The 23,726-nt window shown below is 54.6% G+C and carries 22 protein-coding genes; 10 read left to right on the forward strand and 12 right to left on the reverse strand.

What is annotated here, in order from left to right:
* Nucleotides 1-986: 986 nt before the first annotated feature.
* Entirely contained in the window at nt 987-1,766 is a 780-nt protein-coding gene (locus NMP98_RS01450) for an IclR family transcriptional regulator (protein ID WP_254859732.1), read from the forward strand.
* A 229-nt stretch (nt 1,767-1,995) separates the two neighbouring features.
* On the opposite strand, the gene nadX is transcribed toward NMP98_RS01450, so the two are convergent.
* Nucleotides 1,996-2,820, reverse strand: a complete 825-nt coding sequence (gene nadX / locus NMP98_RS01455; protein ID WP_254859733.1) for an aspartate dehydrogenase — start codon at nt 2,818-2,820, stop codon at nt 1,996-1,998.
* Nucleotides 2,821-3,040: 220 nt separating this feature from the next.
* Here nadX and NMP98_RS01465 point away from each other — a divergent pair, with 220 nt between their 5' ends.
* Complete coding sequence (locus tag NMP98_RS01465) at nt 3,041-4,054, forward strand: 2,5-dihydroxypyridine 5,6-dioxygenase NicX family protein (RefSeq protein ID WP_497007559.1); 1,014 nt, start codon at nt 3,041-3,043, stop codon at nt 4,052-4,054.
* Nucleotides 4,055-4,328: 274 nt separating this feature from the next.
* On the opposite strand, the gene lipP1 is transcribed toward NMP98_RS01465, so the two are convergent.
* The 3 genes from lipP1 to serB all read right to left on the reverse strand — a co-directional run bounded on the left by lipP1 (nt 4,329) and on the right by serB (nt 7,331).
* Nucleotides 4,329-5,273 carry a LipP1 family hormone-sensitive lipase gene (gene lipP1, locus NMP98_RS01470; protein ID WP_254859738.1) on the reverse strand — a complete coding sequence of 315 codons (945 nt, stop codon included), beginning with the start codon at nt 5,271-5,273 and terminating at the stop codon, nt 4,329-4,331.
* A 110-nt stretch (nt 5,274-5,383) separates the two neighbouring features.
* Nucleotides 5,384-6,496 (reverse strand): pyridoxal-phosphate-dependent aminotransferase family protein, encoded by a 1,113-nt coding sequence (locus tag NMP98_RS01475; protein WP_254859740.1) that lies wholly within the window; start codon nt 6,494-6,496, stop codon nt 5,384-5,386.
* Between the two features lie 187 nt (nt 6,497-6,683).
* Complete coding sequence (gene serB / locus NMP98_RS01480; protein ID WP_254861349.1) at nt 6,684-7,331, reverse strand: phosphoserine phosphatase SerB; 648 nt, start codon at nt 7,329-7,331, stop codon at nt 6,684-6,686.
* 292 nt (nt 7,332-7,623) lie between these two features.
* Here serB and NMP98_RS01485 point away from each other — a divergent pair, with 292 nt between their 5' ends.
* The 3 genes from NMP98_RS01485 (at nt 7,624) to NMP98_RS01495 (ending at nt 11,969) form a co-directional block, all read left to right on the forward strand.
* Entirely contained in the window at nt 7,624-8,793 is a 1,170-nt protein-coding gene (locus NMP98_RS01485; protein ID WP_254859742.1) for a PrnB family protein, read from the forward strand.
* A 347-nt stretch (nt 8,794-9,140) separates the two neighbouring features.
* Nucleotides 9,141-10,319 carry a pyridoxal phosphate-dependent aminotransferase gene (locus NMP98_RS01490; protein WP_254859744.1) on the forward strand — a complete coding sequence of 393 codons (1,179 nt, stop codon included), beginning with the start codon at nt 9,141-9,143 and terminating at the stop codon, nt 10,317-10,319.
* A gap of 762 nt (nt 10,320-11,081) precedes the next feature.
* On the forward strand, nt 11,082-11,969 hold the full coding sequence (locus NMP98_RS01495) for a DMT family transporter (RefSeq protein WP_254859746.1): 888 nt from the start codon (nt 11,082-11,084) through the stop codon (nt 11,967-11,969).
* A 28-nt stretch (nt 11,970-11,997) separates the two neighbouring features.
* Here NMP98_RS01495 and NMP98_RS01500 read toward each other — a convergent pair whose 3' ends face one another.
* The 6 genes from NMP98_RS01500 to NMP98_RS01525 all read right to left on the reverse strand — a co-directional run bounded on the left by NMP98_RS01500 (nt 11,998) and on the right by NMP98_RS01525 (nt 16,704).
* On the reverse strand, nt 11,998-12,423 hold the full coding sequence (locus NMP98_RS01500; protein WP_254859748.1) for a universal stress protein: 426 nt from the start codon (nt 12,421-12,423) through the stop codon (nt 11,998-12,000).
* Between the two features lie 97 nt (nt 12,424-12,520).
* A complete protein-coding gene (locus NMP98_RS01505) occupies nt 12,521-13,396 on the reverse strand; it encodes a DMT family transporter (protein WP_254859750.1) in 876 nt (291 codons plus the stop codon).
* A gap of 7 nt (nt 13,397-13,403) precedes the next feature.
* The gene (locus NMP98_RS01510; RefSeq protein ID WP_254859751.1) at nt 13,404-14,231 is read right to left on the reverse strand and encodes an aspartate dehydrogenase; all 828 of its coding nucleotides are present in this window, start codon (nt 14,229-14,231) and stop codon (nt 13,404-13,406) included.
* A 43-nt stretch (nt 14,232-14,274) separates the two neighbouring features.
* Nucleotides 14,275-15,093 (reverse strand): 3-(cis-5,6-dihydroxycyclohexa-1,3-dien-1-yl)propanoate dehydrogenase, encoded by an 819-nt coding sequence (gene hcaB, locus NMP98_RS01515; RefSeq protein ID WP_254859752.1) that lies wholly within the window; start codon nt 15,091-15,093, stop codon nt 14,275-14,277.
* Between the two features lie 100 nt (nt 15,094-15,193).
* Nucleotides 15,194-16,207: an ABC transporter substrate-binding protein gene (locus NMP98_RS01520; RefSeq protein WP_254859754.1), complete on the reverse strand. Its 1,014-nt coding sequence runs from the start codon at nt 16,205-16,207 to the stop codon at nt 15,194-15,196.
* Between the two features lie 68 nt (nt 16,208-16,275).
* Nucleotides 16,276-16,704 (reverse strand): VOC family protein, encoded by a 429-nt coding sequence (locus tag NMP98_RS01525; RefSeq protein ID WP_254859756.1) that lies wholly within the window; start codon nt 16,702-16,704, stop codon nt 16,276-16,278.
* Between the two features lie 125 nt (nt 16,705-16,829).
* On the opposite strand from NMP98_RS01525, the gene NMP98_RS01530 reads away from it, so the two are divergent.
* The 3 genes from NMP98_RS01530 to NMP98_RS01540 are packed head-to-tail and all read left to right on the forward strand — an operon-like array spanning nt 16,830 to nt 19,179.
* Complete coding sequence (locus NMP98_RS01530; protein WP_254859758.1) at nt 16,830-18,209, forward strand: aromatic ring-hydroxylating oxygenase subunit alpha; 1,380 nt, start codon at nt 16,830-16,832, stop codon at nt 18,207-18,209.
* Nucleotides 18,206-18,718, forward strand: a complete 513-nt coding sequence (locus tag NMP98_RS01535) for an aromatic-ring-hydroxylating dioxygenase subunit beta (RefSeq protein WP_254859759.1) — start codon at nt 18,206-18,208, stop codon at nt 18,716-18,718. The genes NMP98_RS01530 and NMP98_RS01535 overlap by 4 nt, the downstream gene beginning before the upstream one ends.
* The gene (locus NMP98_RS01540; protein ID WP_254859761.1) at nt 18,715-19,179 is read left to right on the forward strand and encodes a hypothetical protein; all 465 of its coding nucleotides are present in this window, start codon (nt 18,715-18,717) and stop codon (nt 19,177-19,179) included. The genes NMP98_RS01535 and NMP98_RS01540 overlap by 4 nt, the downstream gene beginning before the upstream one ends.
* Nucleotides 19,180-19,193: 14 nt before the next feature.
* On the opposite strand, the gene NMP98_RS01545 is transcribed toward NMP98_RS01540, so the two are convergent.
* On the reverse strand, nt 19,194-20,069 hold the full coding sequence (locus NMP98_RS01545) for an alpha/beta hydrolase family protein (protein ID WP_254859762.1): 876 nt from the start codon (nt 20,067-20,069) through the stop codon (nt 19,194-19,196).
* A gap of 68 nt (nt 20,070-20,137) precedes the next feature.
* Nucleotides 20,138-21,799 (reverse strand): thiamine pyrophosphate-binding protein, encoded by a 1,662-nt coding sequence (locus NMP98_RS01550; protein WP_254859765.1) that lies wholly within the window; start codon nt 21,797-21,799, stop codon nt 20,138-20,140.
* A 188-nt stretch (nt 21,800-21,987) separates the two neighbouring features.
* Here NMP98_RS01550 and NMP98_RS01555 point away from each other — a divergent pair, with 188 nt between their 5' ends.
* Both NMP98_RS01555 and NMP98_RS01560 read left to right on the forward strand, forming a co-directional pair.
* On the forward strand, nt 21,988-22,797 hold the full coding sequence (locus tag NMP98_RS01555; protein ID WP_254859767.1) for an ABC transporter permease: 810 nt from the start codon (nt 21,988-21,990) through the stop codon (nt 22,795-22,797).
* On the forward strand, nt 22,797-23,624 hold the full coding sequence (locus tag NMP98_RS01560; RefSeq protein ID WP_254859768.1) for an ABC transporter permease: 828 nt from the start codon (nt 22,797-22,799) through the stop codon (nt 23,622-23,624). Before NMP98_RS01555 ends, NMP98_RS01560 begins: the two co-directional genes overlap by 1 nt.
* Nucleotides 23,625-23,726: the final 102 nt, after the last annotated feature.

A 23,726-nucleotide genomic window follows, 5' to 3' on the forward strand; every position in this document is an offset into this window, starting at 1 on the left:
ATGCGGTCGACAATGTGTCGGTTCTGCGGTACCGAAACAGGAGTACGAACTTCTAGGGCCTATCGGAGGATGGTTTGATTGTCATGGACGAATGTCTCCCTAGATGCGATACAACGAGGGGTGAGCCGTCACTCCTGAAAACATAATTTGACATTAGCGAACTATCTTCACGGCAACTGGTAACTTCCCCACCGATGGTATTATTCAGAATATTGGGGGCAATTATAACTATGATTTCCATCGTATCTGCGCAGTTCGAGGGCCCCGTTCTACACATAAAGTCGTCTCAAATACGCACACCCATGTTCACTATCCACAAACGCTGCTGTGTTATATTGAAACACGTTCACACCCGTTCTATCGGACTACGCTTTCCATCTATTCTTATACATCGAAGTGTCGTAGTTGTACACTAATGAATATCAATAGTACTGTTGTTATCTCTACTTCGCCGTGGATCACTTCGGGACGTTTCAGTGCCAAATAAACGGAGTCGATAGCGGACCGTCGCCTGAGGGCGCTCTGGAGGTGCTAGCTGAACGGTAGGAGATCCGAACTGATCTGCTGAGGCTCCGTTGACGAAGCGTACTACAGCTACAGGCGAGACCTGGGTAAGTTGAGTGAAGTAAGGACAAATCATAACAGACATAACTTTGTTATTGATTGTGTTTAGAAGTCGGGATCCAGAACCAACCGTCAGCGCGAAATCCCCTAGTAGAACTCACCAAACCCGAGAATATCGTGCTGTTGATTTCATGGTAACCGATATCTGTTTCCGTTTGTAGTTAACAAACGCATGTCGGTTGTTACAGACGTATATTCGAACCTCTTCCATACCATCGATGTTCGTTCTCTTGGTGGTATTTCCACCTTCTGTCGGTTCATGTATATTGATGGTGTACCGCCGACGGACTAGTGAAATAGACAACCATGATTGTGTTTGTCTAGACCAAACGTATAAGTCAGAGGCTGTCAACCCGTCGGGTATGAACGATAGACAGGAACAAAAACAACGCACGATTCAGTCTGTTGATAAGGCCTGCCGTATAATTAGGATGCTGCGAGAGTTAGACGGTGCAGGTGTAACGGAGATAGCCGATCGGATGGATATGCCAAAAGGTTCTGTGCATACCTATCTGAATACCCTGAAGCAGAACGATATCGTGTGCAAAACTGGTGGTCAGTACCGTCTTGGGTTCTTTTTGCTCGAACTCGGGGAAGAGATCAAACACAAAAACCAGGTGTGTCAGTTCGCACAGGGGCCACTCGATGAGCTGGCTTCGGAGACCGGTGAGTTGGCCCGTCTTGTCCTACGAGAGCAGGGATACGGTGTGTACTTGGACAAATCTGAGGGCAAAAAAGCGATCGAAACCACGATTCTACCTGGACAGCGTGAGTACCTCCACTACACGTCTCAGGGGAAGGCTATCTTAGCTCACCTCCCAGAATCAGAAGTTCGGAAAATCATCGATAAACATGGATTGCCCAAACAGACAGAGAATACCATTACGGATCCTGAGGCGCTGTTCGAGGAGTTAGCGGAGATTCGTGAACGGGGGGTTGCCTTCAGTCAGGGCGAACGCACCCGTGGACTTCGGTGTGTATCGACAGCGATTCACGAACCAAATGGCGATGCCGTAGCTGCAATCGGCGTTTGTGGGCCAACGAATCGCATGCGTGACGATCGGTTCCGGAAGGAAATCCCGGAAATCGTTCGCGACAAAGCAAATCTCATTGAAATCAATATGCAGATGGCTATGAATTGATTTCTGACCGTATTTGTTCTAAACAAAGATGGCCCTTCACAAACGATTTCGTCTCGTTCGGTACCGTACGCAAAATCAGATTCCCGCGTTGACGTCCCTGCCTTCGCGAGTGTAAGAAAGACTTAGGTCAAGATGCCACTCACGTATGACTCATCACCCAAACAGCGTTCTCCATAGGTCGGTCGGGTTTGTTAGGAAGTCCTGTACCGGATCACCACCGAGTAGCCGGTTATGTACCGACATCGATAGTCGCGTTAAGCCCTCGTAACTTCTCTATTGCAGAAATCGCTGCGAGATAGCTCGTCTTTTGGTCGTTTGGTGACGGAACGTTTCGAACCGATGTCTCGATTCGACCCATCCCACCCTCAGCCGTAATCTCGTGGACGTTGTTCTTCCCGGTTGGATCTGCGACAATCCTGACAGTCGTTTCTTCAGGGCCGACACCCGCGAGACTCAGCGTCATCGCGACGTTGATATTTGACGGAAACAGCGGTGCGGCCTCGTCCGCTGTTCCTTCAAAGACGACGGTAGGTTCTGTGATGGCGTTAAGATCAATTCCGCTTTCTTCGATATACGGCGCTCCTTTGAGAACACCAAGTGGTTTCGTGGTCTGCAGCGACACGTTTTCTAGTTCCCCAGTTAGCGCAGCGGTTTTTATCGAGTCGAGACCTGCAATCGAACCAGAAGGTAAGTAGAGATTGCCAGTACTCCGCTCCGCTGCCCTGAAGATATTAGACCGCAATTCCGTATCGGCAAGCGCTCCGACGCTCATCAGCATGCAAGAGCTTCCTGATTCAAGTGCTCCAACAGCGACGTCATCGACCACGTCTTTGTCGGCAGCCTCGATAACGAGGTCTGTCTCAAAAACCTCAGCGACCGTGTCGGCTTTTCTAGGATGTTCTCCATGCTTGAACTGGTCGCAAACGGTGGTAACGCGATCTGGATGATGGTCATACACAACAGAGAGGTTGACTGGAGCCGTTCCATCAGCGATGTGGGTCGCGATTTCCTTCCCAATCGTTCCACAGCCGACAATACTGACTGAACGAATCATGGGCCACTGTCAGTTAGGCAGAGGTAAAATATTGACGCAACCAAAAGGATTGCTACGCCGAACTCAGTCGTCTGAAGTTACTGTTTCACGAAGAGACGCCGGCCGGGCAGTATACAAGCCAACGATAGCTGCGCCGCACAAAACATATATTCGAGGGGGAAAACACCTCACATGAACCATGGAAAAAACAGGGTTGCTAGTGCCACTATTCCGTCGGCAAATGGAACACTGTCAGGTAACGTCTGAAGAGACCGTTGCGCTAGTAACGGACACAAAAAGTCCACGTGAGTTCGTTGGGGCTTGCTTCGCCGCCGCTGAGGACCTTGATGCAGACGTGTTCGAGGTACAGATTCCTGAGTACGGTCGCAATTCCGTATCCCCCGAGATATCCGAGGGTCAGGGCGGCACACTGCGCCTCTCCAATGGCCCAGTCGCCGCCTGTAAACACGCCGACATGGTGTTTGACTTCACCCTCGAAGGGTTCATCCACGTCCCCGAGCGCGGTGAGATACGTGATGCTGGAACCCGAATCCTTCGCGTCGGAGCCCGTGAACCGCACTATCTCCGTCGGCTGATGCCCTGGGAGCCCGAGGAGGCCCAGCGCGTCAAAGAGCGTGTCCAACGGCACCGCGACCTACTGGCCGAAACCGACGAGATGCGTATTACCTCCGAATACGGAACGGACGTAACGATGGAAGTCGAACCGAGCACGGCATTCGACTCCTACGGGTTCGTCGATGAACCCGGTAAATGGGACGTCTGGGGGCAAAACATGGTCTCGAATTATCCGTCGAACGTTGACGGGACGATTGTAATCGCACCGAGCGATTACAACGTTGTCCCCTTCGCGGAGTATGTTGACTCGGCCATCGAATGTGTCGTCGAGGACAACTATATCGTTGAAATAAACGGCGAAGGCGGAGACGCCGAGTTGATGCGCGGCCACCTCGAAAGCTACGACGACCCGGATGTCTGGGCGACGAGCCACTTCGGATGGGGGCTCAACCCCAATGGAACGTTCTACAACATGGCACTTCACGACCGAAAGCCCGACGAAGCGGGCGTAAGCGCCAGTGAAGGGCGGGTCTGGGAAGGTAACATGCTCTGGAGTACCGGTCCGAACACTCATGAGGACCGCTATGCACCGTGTCACTACGACATCGCACAGAAGAACTGCAGTGTCTATCTCGACGGCGACCCCGTCGTCGAGGAGGGTGAGGTCGTCGTTGAGTGAGCGTCGGGGCGAATCTCGGAGCAGCCACCACAACCACCAACTATCGACGTACCGCTGATTCCAGCGGCCACGTTGAGTGTCATTTCAACTGGGTCGTTCCATCGACGTTACCACATTGAACACCGCAACTCGAGCCACGGAAGTCTAGTCTCGACAGGCGCCACCATCCGTGATACGGCCGCGGTGAAATGAGAGACTGTACTTACTGGACCGAGCGCGGAGAAAATCCATACACACAGGACGTCGCTATCGTGATGCCTCCGTATCGGCTGGCTCACTCCTCACGATTCGAGTTCGCTAGCCGTGACCGAATGTGATTCGTCAATCGGTCCATCGCTTCGTCGGCCGTATCGACTTCGTCAGTCAGGCTCAAAAACCCGTGTGCAAGGGCCGGATAGTGGTCGTGAGTGGTCGGGACGCCACTTGCTTCGAGTTTTTCTGCGTACTCGATACCATCATCTCGGAGTACGTCCATACCAGCGGTTACGACGACAGCGGGGGCGACGCCGGAGGGGTCTGATACCCGCCGAACCGCGGCGAGAGGGTTGTGCTTTTGGATGGGATACTCGAGATATTGGTCCCAGAACCACTGCATATCTCGGCGGGTCAGGAGCGGCTGGTCGCTGTGCTGAACGTATGACTCCGTCTCCCGAACGACGCCTGTAATCGGATACAGCAGGAACTGTCCATCTACGGTTAGGTCAGTCTCCATCGCACGGAGTGCCGTTGCAGCTGCAAGGTTGCCCCCCGCACTTGTCCCTGCGACGCCGAGAGTGTCTGAATCGGCACCCAGTTCGTCTGCATGTTCGGCCGCCCACTTGAGCGCAGAAAACGTGTCGTTGAGCGCCGCGGGGAACGGGTGTTCCGGCGCCAGGCGGTAATCCACCGAAATAACCAGACACTGGCTTCGACTCGCGAGTTCCCGACAGATGTTATCAGCGGAATCGAGGGTTCCGAGTGTCCACCCGCCGCCGTGATAAAAGACCAAGACCGGCGGATTCTCTGTTTGGGGATGATACACCCGAATCGGGATGTCGGATTCTTCACCCTCGATTTCGAGATCTCGAACCAACGCAACGTCGGTCCCCCCGCCACGGGAGAAAAGTTCGTCTTCGACTCTCCGGGCACACTGAACGGACATTGTGCTCCAGTCTGGAATCCCGTTTCCATCCATCTCTTCGATTACGGCCGCCATCTGTGAGTCCATTTGCTGGCTCATCTTGTGAACCATTCTCTATTGCAAGTAATTCAAACCACCGGTCAGTCACACAGTACACGGGCCGCACGTACATTTCACCTTAGTGAGAAGGAATGACACTTACACCCCGGTTAGAGGCCAGCAACATCCTCGATGGCGTCGGTTAGCGCCTCAATCGAGTCGCGGTCGTGTTCGCCCATATGGCCAATGCGGAACGTTTCCTCGCCCAATACCGACCCATAGCCGTTGGAAAAGACGAAGTCATATTCCTCGGATACTGCGTCGATGGTCTCGGCAACGTCGATGCCGCGAGTATTCTCGATACAACTGACCGTCTGGGATTCGTATCCCGTTTCTGGGAAGACATCGAAGTGTTCGCGGGCCCATTCGCGGGTGTATTCAGCCATCTCGCGGTGACGCCGGTCCCGGGTTTCGTGACTCTCTTCGAGCATGTGTTTCATCTGCTCGCGATAAGCCAACATGATTGGGATGGCTGGCGTCGAGTGAGTCTGTCCCTTTCGGTCGTAGTAATCCAGCGTCCGCTGGAAGCCACCGTACCACGACGCCGACTCCTTCTGGCGTTCCCGCTCGTAAGCCTCGTCACTGACGACACAAACCGCTAACCCCGGCGGCATTGCGAAGGCTTTCTGAATCGAAGTAAAGATTACGTCGATTCCGTGGGCGTCGATATCGACGTAGTCGCCTCCTAGCGCAGAGACGGCATCCACGACGAAGTAGGTGTTTGGATACTCTGCGACGACATCGCCGATCTCTTCGACTGGGTTACGGACACCTGTAGAGGATTCGTTCATCACACAGGTGACGACATCGTAATCCCTGTTGCGTTCCTCGAGAGCCGTCCGGACGTCATCGGGTTTGACTGCCTTCCCCCACTCGTACTCGACGCGGTCGACGTTCTTTCCGAGACGTTCGGCGACGTTCGCCTGCCGCTCGCTGAAGCTGCCGCAGGTCGTACACAGAACGTTGTCATCGACGAGATTGAGAATCGAACTGTCCATGAATTCGGTTCCGGACCCTGTGAGAACGATGACCTCGTTGTCGGTGTCGAGGAACTCCTTGGTGTCCTCGACGATGGTCGTATAGAGGTCCGTCATCCGGTCCATCCGATGGCCGAACATCGGCTGGCTCATTGCCTCGATAACGTCCTCACGAACCTCGGTTGGACCAGGAATGTACAACGTCTTGTCGGGATAATCGCCGGTGTATTCACGTTTCTGAGTCATGCATTTCACCCAGGCAGTATCCACTGAGTAGCGAAACAGTATGGTACTTTTGGTGTGTAAAATCATATCATACCGGCTGGTAGAAACGCGGTCTCTAAACGGAGCACGTTCTCTTTGAGCCACGTCTGTGTGCGACGAAGGGGTTCTCAGTAACGTCTGGTGAGACGTGAACGAATCGTCTCTGAACTCAGGCGTTTTCAAGAACGTCGCGGTCGAGAAGTGTCTCTCGGACGTCTGCCATCGAGTTCACGACGATCTCACAGTGGGGTTCGACAGCTGGCTTGGGATCGAACCCGATCGAGAGCCCAGCTACGTTCAGCATTGGTAAATCATTCGCGCCGTCACCGACCGCAACAGTGTCTGCGAGGTCGATCCCAACCTCGCTAGCGAGGGTCTCAAGGGCATCGTCTTTGGTGCCCTCAATGAGCGGTCCTTCGACTTCTCCTGTCAATTCGGGTTCGTCGTTCATCGGCAATCGGTTTGAAACGATTCGATCAACGGTCACCCCTTCGCGTTCGAGTGCGGTCGCGACACCGCGCTCGAAGCCCCCAGTGAGAATCGCCGTTGTCACACCTGCGTCATTCAACTCCCCGATGAGATCAGCAGCCCCCTCGCGGAGTTCCACTTCGTCAAAGGCGGCGTCGGCATCGGAGCCCGAAAGCCCGTCGAGTAGTGCCGCGCGCTTCCGAAGGCTCTCGGCGTACTCGATCTCGTCGTTCATCGAGCGTTCGGTTATTTCAGCCATATCGTCGGCCACGCCACACCGATCGCCCAACAACACGGTCATTTCCGAGTCGGAAAGTGTCCCATCGAAGTCGAAAGCTACGAGTGACATCATCACCCGTTTCTGTGCCCCCGAATAAACAATTTTAGATTACGAGCGGTAACCGACAGTATCAACTGACAATCGGTACTGCCGGCTCTGAAACTCCCCCAACTATCCGACTAAGTCGAAGAGGGAGTTGTCGGCAACAGCATTTCGCCGTCGTGTTCCAACCCATTCACGGTGGCTAATTCAATGCCGTACACTACGTTGCAGTATCGTACACTTACTCCTATAACCACTCATATGAGCGGTTTTTTGCGCAGAAAATAATAAACCATCCTGTGTTAGTAACTATGGTCAAATGTCCGAAGCAGAACTTCTGGAAGAAGTCGATAAAGAGCGCGGATTCCTTCCGGCGCGTAATCCGTTGACCGAATTCGATACCGACCATCATCGGCCCGCCGTCGCCAGGTACCTACGTCACTTGGACCAACTCGGGACGGAACTTCCCGACCTTGTCGAGTCGGATAACGTCAGGCAGCCCCTTCGTTCGATTGAAACGCCACCGGCCGGTTTAGTCAGCGAACTCAACGACCATGAAATCCACCGACTCTGCCAACTATCCGGCTTTTTTGCGAGCGCATACGTTAACCACGACCTGCCGGATGGGCAGTCTATTTCCACCCTCCCGGCCGGGATAGCCGTTCCACTTTACGAAACCTCCATGGAGATCGGTAGGCAACCGATTCTGTCCTACGACCTTCTCTGTCTCCATAACTTCCAACTGAAGGATCCCGATGGTGAAATCACACTCGATAATCTCGATGTGGTTCAACGCTTTACACACTACGACGACGAGCGGTGGTTCGTCATCGTCCACGTTGCCATTGAGGCAGCCGCCGCCCCGGCAATAAGTGCGTGTCCGGTCGCACAACAGGCCATTCGTGACGACGACCCGCAACAACTACAGGACGCTTTAGAGACCATCGCCGAGTCACTTAGCGAGCAGACCAAAATCATGCAGCGAATGACCGAGGGCAATGATACGGAAGTCTTCGCAAACGAGTTTCGACCGTACTACGATGGCTTTGACGACATCGTCTACGAAGGCGTTGATGAGCTAGAGGGACAGCCACAGTCGTTCCGTGGTGGGTCAGGTGCACAGAGTTCTCTCCTCCCTTCCCTTGACGCGACGCTCGGAGTAGAACACGAAGCGACCGAGATGACCGAAAAGCTCGGGGATATGCGGAGCTATATGCCGCCGCTACATCGCACTACCATCGAGCAACTGGACAACGGCCCTTCGATTTCGGAGTACGTAACCGAGCAAGGATCGGACAGTCTCCGGTCGACGTATAACAACTGTATAGCTGAACTCGAACAGTTCCGGCGGACCCATTTCAAACAGGTAATCCAATACATTCGCGAAGTGACCGGGGAAACAGAGGGAACTGGTGGAACGAATTACATGCCATATCTCCGAAAGTTAGAACAGGAAACGAAGTTATCACACGTCGGCGAGAAATCATGATTGTAAACGCACCACTACCACTGGCGGTTTCGTCAACGGCCTGGATTCAGTCCCCGCGTTTTACCGCCAGCGAAGTTTGGTGATCTCGTCAATAAACACGGCCGCAGCCACAACGCCGCCCACATCTACGATGGGTGAATCGCGAACAGAGCAACCCCCGGAGTTCTTGAAATCGGCAAGGGCGTATCCACATCGGTTCCGGCCGGTCTACCGACGCCGAGAGAGGCATGCCGGGTGTTTCACCTAATGCCAAAACCGAACTGTCTTCGACACCAGAAAGAGCTTGTATTGGCGCTCTAACTCAGAAGAGCGCAAGGTATATGTCGGTTCTCTGCGAGGGTTGGTGCATGAGTCAAGATAGCTTACCGCTAGCCGATCGGACTGAGCGAGTCAGTCGCTCACCAATTCGGGAGATGTTCGATCTCGCTCACGAGTACCGAGACAGAGACCTCGTCCATCTGGAGATCGGTGAGCCGGACTTCGACACGCCGGAACACATCATCGATGCGGCATCGGAAGCGCTTCGGGACGGTGCGACCCACTACACGTCAAGTACTGGCACCTCGGAACTACGGAACGCCATTTCGGATGACCTCGGTTCGGAGTACGTCTACGACCCCGAGTCAGAGATCATTGTCACAGCAGGGGCCGTAGAAGCCCTGGCGCTGGCGTGTATAACTGTAGTTGATCCAGATGACGAAATTATCATACCGTCACCTGCTTGGCCGAACTACCAGATACAGTCGATTATGACCGGGGCTGAAGTGGTTGACGTCCCGTTGGATGAAGCCGAAGGGTTCGCGTTGGACACCGATCTTTTGATCGACCAAATGTCCGATGAGACTGCCGCAGTTCTCCTCACGTCACCATCGAACCCGACGGGACAGATATTCGATACTTCTTCGACGGCGGAGGTCGTCGAAGCGGCCGCTGAACACGATGCCTACGTCATCGCTGATGAGGTGTACAAAGACATTGTCTATGACCAGGAATTCCAATCGGTCGCCGGCAGCACTGCACACCCGGAACACGTCATCACGGTCGGTTCCTGCTCGAAGACGTATTCGATGACTGGATGGCGTGTTGGCTGGTTTGCAGCCGATGAAACGGTCGTCGACGCAGCGCTTGAATTCCACGAAAGCATCGTAACGTGTGCTCCAGCCCCCTCTCAGAAAGCCGCCGTCGAAGCGTTAACCGGTGACCAATCGCCGGTTCAATCGATGCTCTCCGCCTTCAGCGAACGGCGGGACTACGTCGTCGACCGCGTCGACGACCTCCCGAATATCTCCTGTCCCGAACCCGATGGTGCGTTCTATGCGTTTCTCGATTGTTCGGAACTTGAGGCCGACAGCACGACCATCGCTAAACAGTTACTCGAAGAACACGGTGTAGTGGTCGTACCAGGCGTTGGCTTTGGGGACCACCTCGATGATTACATCCGCATTAGTTTCGCGAACAGTCTCGACCGCCTTGAACTTGGGTTCGACCGAATCGAATCGTATCTGGAGTCAGCCGAGACCCGTTGAGACGGCCACGTCAGTGGTCCAACGATAGGGTCTGTTCTATCGTTCCAGCTGTTCGGAAAGATCGTCCATTTCCTGTGTTCTCACTTCGCGGAAGACCGGACAGGCACCGCTTTGCCCCTCGGGAAGTCATTGACTCCACATTGGTTAGCTATCGACCAAAGACCACATTGGATACTACACTCTCATGTCGATATCTGATCCCCAATGTGATGTTCGACGTACAAAATTGCCTCTCCCAAAGGATACACAATCATTTATACTTGCGTATCTATGCGTTAACGGTTGTGAAAAGTCGTATATACGGACCTGTCGGTGTCGGTAGAACGCAGCACTGTGCAACGGCATGTATCTACGGCCTGAGAACGGTGGAATCTCCGAGGCTGTCGACGTCGGTAGAACGCAGTACGAACTGACGGCGCGTATCCACTGCCCGAAGGCCGTGGTAGTGCGCCTGTTTAGCGAATAAGTTCGGATAAGTTATCTTCCAATTGAGCCATCTCTTGGCTTCGCCAGTTGTCGTATACCGGACAGGATGGCTCGGAAGACGTCGCTAACTCGGTGATAAGTGATTGGCGGAGCTCGTGGTCACAACCTGCGGAGAATCGCTGCTGGTGTGGGCAATAACCACAACACTCTGGGAAGTTGGCTTCTCCGTCTGGCATACAGCCACATTGTGTATGCGATTATAAAAAAATTTCCTCGTACGGGGAGTCATTCACAGACATAGATTTAAATCGATTCTGACTAAAGGTCGCCATCACGATGGTGAGACAGCGGTACTACCCATTATTCGCTGGCATACTGTGGGGAACAGCATATCCTTCACTACAGATCGTTCTCAAGTCATTCACGCCTACACAAGTGGTTCTCTTCCGAGTCGTCCTTGGAACGGTCTTTCTCGGGGGCGTGCTTGCAGTAACTTACGGTCGGGAATCGTTTGCTATTTCTCGGTCACAACTACTGCCACTTACCGCTCTTGGCTGGACGAGTGTCGCACTGTTTTATCTGCTACAGACTGTCGCAGTTCAATATTCAACACCGGTGAACGTCTCATTTATCATTTCAACGTATCCGATGTTCGTCTCCGTCGCCGCACCGCTTTTACTGTCTACACGCGTTAAACTGACTGATGCCGTCGGTCTATCTGTTGCTGTTATCGGTGTGTATATTATCGTCGGTGATGGCCGTATTATCAACCTTTTTGATTCGCCAACTATCATCGGTGACCTCCTCGCGTTCGGCGGTTCGCTCTCATTTATGACCTATCTACTGTTGACACGCCACTGGAACGAACGGCTCAATATTGATTACCTCTCGTTGACCTTTTTTGCGCATCTCCTTTCGATTCCGCCGCTTGCAGTGTTCTTTATTTTTAGTGGTGAAATCGCACCGACAACGGCTACGGCCCCATCAGTGCTTATGCTGGGTTACCTAGCTATCGTCGTCACTGGTTGTGGACTGTTGTTACTCAATGCCGGACTTGAACAGACATCCGCGCCAGTCGCGGCCCTCCGACTGCTAGTCATTCCTCTTGTTTCGACACTACTTTCGGTTGTCATCCTTGGAGAACCACTGACAGTCCCCAAAATCGTCGGTGGTGTTGCTATCAGTACCGGAATCATACTCCAAGCCGTGTTTAGCGAGAATTAACAGCAACCGCGTAACCGACTATCGTTCGCTACGATTCATCCGGAACGGCGATAACTGGAACCGACGTGTGCAGTAGTACCGATTGGGTCGTACTCCCTAGAAGGGCCTTGCCGACGGGTGTACGTTTTCGTGATCCAAGCACGATGTAGGACGGGTCTTCTGAGTCAATTGCATCGAGGATTCCCTCTGCAGGGGAACCAACACGACCGATGGGCGTTATGTGTTCATCACCTCCGAGCGTCTCTCTGGCGACTCGACGAACCACTTGTTTGGCGTCGTGAACCGCATCGTCCCGAAAGTAATCATCAGTCGATTCAGACCGATCCTCGTACATCTCTTCTGAAATAACGTGGAGAACGCGTAATTCTTCATCGTGGTTCATCGCTATGTCATTCGCGACGCTGAGAACACGATCTGGTGTTTCTTTGCCGTTTACGGCTGCCAGCACAGTCATGGCAATCATTAGGGAGACATCTCAAATAAGTGTTCGGCTGAGCTATTCTTTAGACAGATGGCCAGTAAGAACCACACATTTGACCATCGTCTCAGGGTTAGGTCGACATAGTCAATACAACGACCCCAGCGACGATGCCGACAGTCCCCACGATTACCCGTCGACTGAACAGTTCGTCTTCGCGGAAAAACAACCCAGTCAATAAGAAAACGAACAACGGCGACGCGTTGAATATTGGAGTGACAATAGTTACGTTACCGAGGCTGAGTGCCGTATATAATGATGCGAGACCCAGACTAGAAACGATTCCGGCGGCTCCGAACGTGAGTAGGTCCCTGTTCGATGTCGAGAACGTCTCTAACCGACCTGTCACCGCGAGGCCAAGGGTGACAAGTACGAAGGATGTCGTGAGGTTCACTGCAGCACCGATCGTAGGTTCTGCCACCAACCTGGTCCCCAACTTCCGAAATATTTGCACACTCCCGTAAGTGACGGCCCCAAACACAGGATACAAGAGGTCAGTCTTCCGGACTTGAATTTCTCCATCGCCTCGAACAGTAGAGAGGACGACGCCCCCTCCGACAGCGAGTAAAACACCGCCATAGCCAGAGAGTGTCAGTCGTTCACCGAGCAGAGCGATTGCAAGGAAAACAGAGACAAGTGGGTTCATATTGGTAATCGGTGAGACGAGATTCACACCGACTCGTTGGATACCAACGTAGTTAGCTAACCGCCCGAGTGCTGGCGCGAATACTCCAGCAAGGATGAACCATCGCCACGCCCAGAGATTAATGTGGACATCATATTGGACCACACTCAAAGTCCACAGAACGACGACGTTCACAGCCATTGTAACCACGAGGGCGACAAGCGGGCTTGATTCTTGGACACCCACACGAACTAACACAGTTGAGACGGCAAATGCGAAAGCCGTTGCGAGTGCGAATAGAACCGGCAGAAATGTTGTTTCCATACGTGTGTCAGGTACCGACGCTTACAGTAGTACTCATGCCTCGGAGCTTTTCGATAGCCGAGATTGCAGCGAGGTAGCTCGTTTTAGGGTTCGTTGGAGAAGGAACGTTCCGAACAGTGGTTTCGATAGTACCCATCCCCCCAGTTGCCTCAATTTGGTGTACATTGTTGTCCTCATCCGGATCGGCAACGATGCGAACGTTTGTCTCGTCCGGACCGATTCCAGCCAGACTTAGAGCCATCGCGACGTTGATATTTGATGGGAACGCTATCGCAGCTTCGGTGGCCGGCCCTTCAAACACAGTCCTCGCCTCGTCGAACGCGTGTACGTCAATGTCGTTCTCCACGAGATAGTTCGCGCCCGCAAGCCCGGCCGGATTTTTCCTTGTCGTGAGTGATACCGTCTCGAGGTCGCCAGTCAGGGCGGCAGCTTTCACCGCGTCGAGACCGGCAATCGCACCCGAGGGAACATGAATCCGCTGTTGCTCGTGGGTGGCAGTTCGGAAGATGCGATCGCGCAGGTCGGCGTCAGCCAGCGCCCCGACGCTCAACAGGAGCACGTCGCAGCCGGCTTCGAGACCGGGAACAGCAACGTCGGAGACCGCCGATTGGCCGGCTGCCTCAACGACTAAATCGGCAGTTTTGAACAGGTCAGAGAACGCATCAGCTGTAATCGGACGGTCGGTCTCAGCAAACGTGTCAGCGACGGTCTGGCATTTCTCTTGGTTTCGATCGTAAACGGCAGTGAGGTCGGCAGTAATAGTTCCATCAGCGAACCGCTGAGCGATTTCACGACCGATGGTCCCACAGCCGACGAGTCCTACGCTAACAGACATACAGTGACAGTACGAACGAGCCAAGAAAAATCATTCGAAGGTATCAGAGGCCGTCGGTAACGAACTCAGTGGCTCGCCCCGCGACCGATGTGATGCCACGGACGGACCGACCGAGGTCCGCACGGATGATGGTCCCAGTCATCGGTTTAGAGTTCTCCGGCGAAGCCAAAAGTACGTACGCCCCGGTGTAATCCTCGGGAGTCGGCACGATTTCGAGCGGATGGTTCGAGGCGTCGAAGTCGTCCGGTGAGACAATGCTGCGCTCACCGCCCAGCGAGTCGGTGGCACTCAGGTCCGTCGGTACGTAACCAGGCGCGACGGCGTTGACCCTGACTGTCGGCGCCAGTTCGAACGCCAACTGGCGGACGATGCCCGCGATGGCGTGTTTCGAAGGGACATAGAGGATGCCACCACCGTCGGAGTTGAAACTTGCCTGCGAGGCGGTGAACACCATACGACCCTCCGTCTCGACGAGTTCGGGGAGCGCAGCGCGGGCACCGAGAATGTACCCCAGCACGTTGACCTCGAACAGTTCGGCGAAGTTTGCCCCGATGTCGTCGGCGTCCAACTCTGGCAGCGAGACGTTGTCGTCGAATACCCCGGCGTTGCCGACGAATACGTCAAGACGACCGAAGGAATCGACGGCCGTCGAGACCGCTCGTTCGTTGTCCGCGAGCGATGTCACGTCACCGTGTATAGTCGTGATGTCGTCGTACTCGTCGTCGAGGTCATCGAGTCGCTCCCGGTCCACATCAAGGACGGCGACCTGTGCGCCCTCCGCGAGGAACCGTTCGACAACCGCACGCCCGAGCCCGGAGCCGCCCCCTGTGACCAGTGCTACCTGATTGTCGAGCCACGTCATCGTATCGCGAAATTAGTCGGCTGATACATAAGTGTATCCGGAGTTGGGAGCGCCGCGGAACGCTAGGAGGATGGTTTACAACTGAGTTGTCCGGAGAGATTCAGGGAAGATAATCGAGATTGTAGAGGTTGTCGATGTCGACGGGTTCTTCAATCCATCCGATATCGGCGGCAAGGTTGTTGACTTTCTTCAGGCTCTCCGTGAGTGGCTGGACCTGATGGGTGTAGTTTGGCAGGTCGACGTACGTCTCCTTCGGCGTCTGGACGAACCCGGCGTCGTGGATGGCATTCTTGGATTCTTCGATATTGTTGTTGTAGTAGTCAACAGCTGTCGAATAGTCCTGGAGGAACTTCTCGACGACATCGCCATTCCGTTCAAGGAACTGGGTTGAGAACCAAAGTTCCATCAGGTCGTGTTCCCATCCCGTCGTATCGATAACGTTGAATATCGGCTCTAAGTCGTGCTTCTGCATTCCCATCCTTTCGAACACTGGTGGAAACATCGCAGTATCGACTTGTCCCTCACTTACTGCATCTGGCATCGAGGGGAACGGCGTCTTCACGAGTTCGACGTCCTCGCCAGGTTCGAGTCCAACGCTTCGCACCGCCGACTGTGCCCAGAGATCACACCACGATTTAAACGCACAGATGCCGATTTTCTTACCTTCAAGCGATTCTTTGTTGAGTCCATCCATGTCCGAATCAGGCCGAACGAGGAACTTCTCGTGGAACGTATCTTCCCGTTCTTGGGCGATGTTCGCGACAACAGTGAGCGGAAGGCCGCTGTCGGTTGAGAAGATTGCCGTAATCGCTGCCGACGTACCGGCTTGCAGTTCGCCTGCTTGGAACGCCTGCAAACGCTGGTTGTTAGCCGGGAAGCCTTTGAAATCAACCTCGTATGCGTCACCCCAATGTTCGAGGATATCGGATTTGGCGTCCATAAGCCAAAGCGGCTCTTCGGACGCGATTCCATGCCCTAGCGTGAAGGATACTGTAGACGAGTCATCACCACCACCGCCATTGCCTAAACAGCCTGCTAGACTACCGACAGCAATCGCGCTACCAGTTGCTTTCAGTACGTTCCGCCTGTTTGCATGAGTGACTCTCTCAGCCATGAGTGGATATCATACGACATTAACGTATAAATCCACCGGTGAATGTACTTCTCTATAAATAATATTAGTTACTCATCCGGCGACTCCATCAGTTCGACGTAGTTGCCATCTGGGTCACGCATATAGGTTATCTGTGCCCCATTACCGACCCGCTTCGGTTCCTCGACGAACTCAGCTTCCTCGTTCAGTTCTTCGTAGAGTTTCCAGACGTCCTCGACTTCGAGACAGAGGTGGGCCACCCCTACATCATGGCCCGACGCCGTGTCATGGATGTTGTCGTTCGGCGGTGCGTCGTACGCGATAAGTTCGATAAAGAACCCACCTGCGTCGAGGAACGTGATGTCCCCTTCGACATCATCGACCCCAACAATATCGCTCTGTACGTCGCTAATTGGAAACTGCCGGTCTACGTCGAGTCCGAGCAAGTCGCGATAGAACGCCAGCGCGTCGTCCATGTCCGAGACGTTCAGCCCGTAGTGTGTGGCACCATCAATCATGACTCCGTCTAGGGCAACCCGACTCACCAACATAACCGTTTGGGGATGTGGCAGCATCGCGAGCGCACGACGCGGAAAGTGTGAGGCAAAAATTTATGTTGGCACGTATCGCTTGTTGACACACGATGTCACACGAAGTTGACCAATCAGCGTCGACTCCCCAGACCGATTTCGGTCGGGTAGAGCAACTCCTTGACCGGATGGACGAGACACTCGAAGACGGCGAGGTACCGATGCAGATTCTGAACGATGATGCTGTCCACCAACTGGAACTCGAACGGATTTTCGGGCAGACGTGGGTGTATGTCGGCCATGAGTCCGAAGTTCCCGAGCCAGGAGACTACCGTCAACGGACCATTGGTGAAGACCCATTTATTTTCGTCCGCGGCGAGGACGGCGAGTTCCGCGTCCTGTTCAACAGCTGCCGCCACCGGGGGGCGAACATCTGCCGAGCGGAGAAGGGCAACACCTCGCACTTCCGGTGTCCCTACCACGGCTGGACGTACAAGAACACGGGCGACCTCGTCGGTGTACCGCAGAAGTCGGGCGGCTTCGACCACCTCGATGCCGAGGAGAAGGGACTCCACGAGGCGCCTCACGTTGAGTCGTACAACGGCCTCGTGTTCGCCTGCGTCGCTCCGGAGGTAGAACCCCTCGAGGAGTTCTTGGGTGGTGCGACATGGTTCCTTGATATGTATTTCGACCTCATCGACATGGAGGTCATCGGCGACCCCCACCGTTGGGAGGTCGAGAACGACTGGAAAACACCGACTGAGAACTTCTACGGCGACAACTACCACATACCGATGGGACACAAGTCGGCCATCGACGCCGGCGTGGGAAGCGACACAGCGACCGGCGAGAAGGAAAGCAACCTCATCGGCATTGCAGACTGTGACGGCCACGGATTCAGCTTCTACCAAATCGAGTCCGACGAGGACAGCTACTGGGGTCACCCGCCGGAGATCGTCGAAACGTTCAATCACGACGCCCTCCCCGACGACCAACACGAGGTCGCCCGGAAATCGGGCGTGACGCTGGGAACCATCTTCCCCAATCTCTCCTTTATTTTCCTAGGTGGCCGCGACGACCCGGAGAAGGAGTCGGTTGGGACGTTCCTGCTCCGGAAGTGGGAACCCCGTGGCGCGGGGAAGATGGAGGTCGTCAACTGGGTCCTCGCCCCGAAGGACGCCCCCGAGGAGTACAAAGAGCGCGTCTATGAGGTCGGCATGTCGAACTTCAGCCCGTCTGGGAACTTCGAGGTCGACGATGTCGGCATCTGGTACGGTATCGACGAGGCCGCCGGCAGCGTCTTCGCCCGCCAGAACGAAGACGTGAATACGCTGTTCACGATGGGGCGAGGCGAGGACCCGGCGGCAACTGTCTACGAGGACTGGGTCGGGCCCGGCACCGCGTACCTAGAGGGCGGCATGACCGACGAGAACCAACTCGACTTCTACCGGACTTGGCACGAGGCCATGACCTCCGAGGGAGGTAGTCAATGAGCGAATCAGTTCCGAGCCCGACACTCCGCGCTGAGTGCGAGGAGTTCCTCTACCACACGGCGGAACTGCTAGACGACCGCAAACTCTCGGAGTGGCACGATTTGGTAACCGAGGATATCGATTATCGCGTCCCCATCCGGACGACCCGTGAGCGGTCGAACAGTACGGAGTTCAGCGACAACTCGTTTCACATGAAGGAGGACTGGGGGACGCTGAAAGTACGGACCGAGCGGATGCAAAGCGATTTTGCGTGGTCCGAGGACCCACCGTCGCGCACCCGCCGCCAAGTCAGCAACGTCCGCATCGTCGAGGACGACGGCGAAGAGGTCCAGCTCAAAAACAACCTCCTCATCTTTCGCCAGCAGGGCGACGAGACCGACCCGGATATCCTCTCGATGGAGAGACACGACACGCTTCGACGGACCGACGAGGGCTTTAAACTCGCCGAGCGACTCGTCCTGCTCGATCACACAATCATCCCGACAAACACCCTTTCAATCATCCTATGACGCCCGACGCCACTGACGACCCGACAATCACTCTCCGCGACGGCGACGAAAAGGTCTCGCTTGCCCGTGAGACGACGCCGACCGGCGAGCGACTTCGCATCGAGTCAGACGATGACTCGACACGACTCGACGCGCTCGCACTAGAGAGCCTCACATGGCAAGACAGTGAATTCTTCAGGGGACTCACTGGCACCAACCATGTGCCAAACGAGAATGCGGTCCAAACCGACGAGACGCTCCAGATTGGAAACGAGTACACCGTCGTCCAGCTAACCGTATTCGACACGGACAACGGAACGCGACTGGAAATCGACTCACCAAAGCTCGGTTACGCGTCCCTCCTGAGCGTCGCCGAGCTCGCAGCACTGAGCCGACAAGAAATGTCGCTATTTTCGGACCTACTCCACACTCCACTCGGGCCGGTCGACGAACACGACGAGGACCCGCTGTTCCACCACTGAAATCAACGGCTGTTTTATTGATGGTCGCGTGCGCGCTTGACGAACGACGCGGTGAGCTCTGCGACCCGACCTTCGCTACCCGTGAAAAAGTGGTCCGCCGCGATGGGTTCGACCTCGACGAGGGAACTAGCTGTTGCCGTCTCAGCGATCTCCTCGGCTTCCGCAGGTGTGACGTTCCGGTCCGATGAATGCGGAATGAGCAGAAGTGGTACCTCGATGTCGGGCGTCCAATCGATGGTCGCACACTTGCTTTCCGGCGACCGGTACGATAGGAACGATTCGGCTGTCATCGGGATATACTCGATATCGCCGTCAACCGGGCGTGGCAACGCAACTATTTCGTTGCCCCGACCAGCGTCGACCAAGTCTCGGGCTTCGTCGACAAAGTTCTCGTAGGCTTCGTCAGGGTCGTCGGAAACGGCCTCGAAGTAGCCACGGGTCGACCGCTCGCGGATGTCGGCGAAGGGGGCGGCAAGGACGACCGCATCGACGTCCGGGTCGTTCCGCTTCCCCTGATAATAGGCTGCTTCAGTGGCACCGAGACTCCGGCCCCAAACGACGACTTCGGTGGCACCCTGTGCCGTCGCCCACTCGACTGCGCCCGCGATGTCGCGGTCGATCTCCGCGAAATCGGAACGCTCGTACTCCTTTCCGCTGTTCCGCTTGTTGATGGACACACACTGGATACCCTCACGGGCGAGCGGGTAGGCAATCGGAGAGATACCCGCGCCGAGCGCGAACCCACGCAGGCCGTGCAGGAAGATGACGCAGGTGTGTTCACCCTCGAACGTTTCGGCGTCGCTTGTTATCTCGAAGCCATCTAGCTGGCGGCCGTCGTCGGCCTCGTAGTTAATCGTGCGAAGGTCGATGTCCGATGGTGTAGGCTCCATTACTGGCATGGCATATACACCGATTACGGGGGAGAATAATTATTCTTGTGCACACCGTGGTTCCAGAATCACCAAATCTTCCTAGAAACGTATTCGGCGGTCGGATCGATATAGATATCAAGAACAACGTGTTCGTCGGCCTCAAATGCCGTTTCTAGCGCAGGACGAATCCGGTCCGGGTCCTTAACTGTAATGCCCCGAGCGCCGAACGACTCCGACATCGCCGCGATATCTGTCGGTGGGATATCAGTTCCGATTTCCGCGTGACCATCGGACCGCTGGTAGTTCCAAATCATCCCGTATTTGGAATCGTTCATGACGATGGTGACCGCATTAGTGTCGGTTTCCACAGCTGTCGCGAGTTCCATATTGCACATCAGAAAGCCACCATCACCGATAAGATTTACAACTTGACGGTCAGGGTCGACTAGTTTTGCCGCATTTCCAGCTGGAACCGGGAATCCCATCGAGTCGTATAGCCGCGAGTGCTGGAAAGAGTTGGTGGCCCGATATTCGAATGCATCGTTTGGCCAAGCACCTCCAGCAGCCCCTGCATCGCCGGTGACGATGACATCGTCGTCAGCGACAGAACGGAGTTCATCCATTATGACGAGCGGATGAATCGGTGTCTGGTCCCGTACTTCATCAAGGTAAGCTTCGATTTCTTCACGAACCCGCTTTGACTCGGCACGAACAGCGTCCTGATACTCGGGGTCAGTGGTGCCTGCAGTCTCGGTCAACACGTCCGCAGCTGCCGAGAGGGTCGTTTCGATGTCTCCGGTGACGATCGCCGCCGCGCTTGATTGTGGGAACTCGGCCTCCCCAGAGTCGAAGTAGACGATATCAACATCATCAGAAGTTCGGTCGCCGAGCACTGCTGCCTCGTGTGAACTTGGCCGGACCCCAACAGAGAGTACGGCGTCGGCGTCGGCCAGCGCCTTGACTGCAGCCGGATGGTCTGACATGCCAACTGTACCAGCAAACGCTTCGTGATCGTTCGGGAACGAATCCGGATAGTGTCGTGGACAGACCACTGGGCAGTCGAGGGCCTCGGCCACGTCAATGAGTTCGCTAGTCGCAAAGGCCCGGAGAACACCCTTCCCAGGGTATAATACGCGCTTTTCGGCCTCTTCGATGGGGGCAAGTGCGTCAACCACTGCTTCGGCTGATGGCGGCGTCTCAGAGATGTGAGTCCAATTAAAGGCAGACTCAGGGATATCAACCGACTCCATGAGGATTTCTTCATCGATACCAACGAACACTGGGCCAGGCCGCCCAGTAGTCGCGATGTCGAACGCACGGTTCAACGCTTCCGGCACCCGCTTGGGTTCGTGAACTTGGGTGCTCCATTTGGTCGCTGGCTCGAAAGCCTTCTCGAGGAAGTGCTGATCGTCAACACCATGAAGAGACTCGGTTGGGGCGTCAGTTGGCAATACTGCACTAACGAGTACCATCGGTGAGGCTGCTGTGTATGCCTGTGCTACACCTGTCAACGCGTTAGTTCCACCTGGCCCGGCAACGGTAATCGCGACGCCCGGATCACCCGTTAGTCGTCCTCGGACGTCTGCCATGACAGCCGCATTGTACTCATGGCGGGCAGTGACCACATCCACATCACGCTCGTACAGCCCATCGGCGATGTCTACCGTTTGGTTCCCGAGCAATGTGTAGACCTCTGAAACGTCATTTTCCGCGAGCACACGCGCTACGGAATGGCCTGCTTCAGTCATCACCTGCTTATCGAACAGGTACAAAAATAAAGTTACCCCTGTTTCTGTTATCTCAGTTTCAATTGATCTCCTCATAGATCGTTGAAATCAACAGGTACATTTTTTGCAATCGTCGTCAGTACTGGTAACACGCATGATGAGTAGAACCGAACCAGTATGGACCGACGTAATGTTGACAGGGGGATATAATGGAATCTGAATCTGCCGACAGCAGCGGCTTCGGTAGGGTCCGAGAGTCCGCGAAAGCAACTTCTAGAATGCTCTTCCGGGCCTCGCCAGTCATTGTTTTGCTCCTCCTGTGGCAAGCAATAGGTACTCTTGGAGCACTTCCGGTATATGTTCCTGCACCGACGACCATCATTGCTTACCTTGGCGTGATGCGGACCGAGGGAATTCTGATCGAGAATTCGTGGGCCACACTCCAACTCGTTTACTTTGGGTTCACCGGTGGATCAGCGCTTGGCATCATCGTCGGCGTCATCACTGGCCGAATTGCTATCTTCGGGAAACTGTTTGACCCACTTGTCTCAGTGACATACCCCATCCCAAAAATCGCGTTATTCCCCATCTTCGTTATCTGGTTCGGTATTGGATTCCTTTCGAAAGCTGTTGTCGTGTTCCTCGCAGCCTTTTACCCCGTATACATCCACACTTTCGATGGTGTTAGAGGGGTTCCTGAGCTCCATATTTGGTCTGCTCAGAACTTCGACGCATCACGACTGCAGATTCTCACGGAGGTCGTTATCCCGGATAGTCTCCCGCAGATTCTCTCCGGCCTTCGGGTTGGCCTTGCTCTCTCATTCATTGTCGTCTTCTCAGCCGAGCTTATCCAGTCTGATCTCGGACTTGGACAACTAGCACTCCAAGCACGACAGTTCAACAACTACGAGCTCATGTTCAGTGCAATCTCTATGATCGCACTGTTCGGTGTTATCCATGACCGACTACTACTGCTCACGCGTCGTCGATTGCTCTACTGGCAGGGGGATGAACACTAATGAGCGAAGTAGCGCGAATAAATGACTGGTTCAGTCGGCTGAACGATTGGGCTGAGCAGACATCGTACCCGATTGGTTACGTTTCAATCATCGGGCTCCTCGTTGTTTGGCAGATAGGAGCCTTGCTGGTTTCATCATCATACGGGCCTCCACTCATCCCACGCCTCGAGGTTGTCGCGATGGAACTCTATACTATGCTTATCGCTGAGGGGACTGCGTACTCCCACATTGCCGCGACGCTATTTCGAGTATTCGTTGGCTTTACTGCGGCACTTGTGGTCGGTATCCCGGTAGGGCTTTTAATGGGCTCAAGTAAGCGCGTTGAGTTCGTTCTCGATCCGATCATCAGTACGTTCTATCCAATCCCCCGCATAGCGTTTTATCCGCTTTTACTCACCATTCTGGGCCTCGGTCATGCACCAAAACTGGTGATTATCTTTTTAGAATCACTCATTCCGATTCTTTTGGGTTCCTACTATGGAGTCCAAGGCGTGAGTGAGCTACACATCTGGTCCGGGGAGAACTTTGGCGCATCGAAACTCGAGATTTTCCGGGATATCGTCTTCCCAGCAAGCCTCCCGTACATCTTTTCAGGTGTCCGGATGGCGATGCCGATTGCACTCATCGTGACTGTCGTAACAGAGCTCGTTTCGTCGAGTCAGGGCATTGGTTATATTATTATCCAAGCGCAGGGGTCCTTCGATTACGAGACGGTGTTCGCTGGAGTCGTACTCATTTCACTAATCGGGATTTTCTTCGACCAAGCCCTTGCACGACTTCGGGAACATCTGCTATTCTGGGCAGGTGACGTCAGCATCGATATGTAGGAGCGCTACGCTTACTCTGCTCGAATTTTTATCGTTCTGTATGGCGAAATCATCTCTCCTCGTGCGATATTCTGATACCTTGTTTTAGGGACTCATAGCACA

Source organism: Natronomonas gomsonensis, assembly GCF_024300825.1.
GTDB lineage: Archaea > Halobacteriota > Halobacteria > Halobacteriales > Haloarculaceae > Natronomonas > Natronomonas gomsonensis.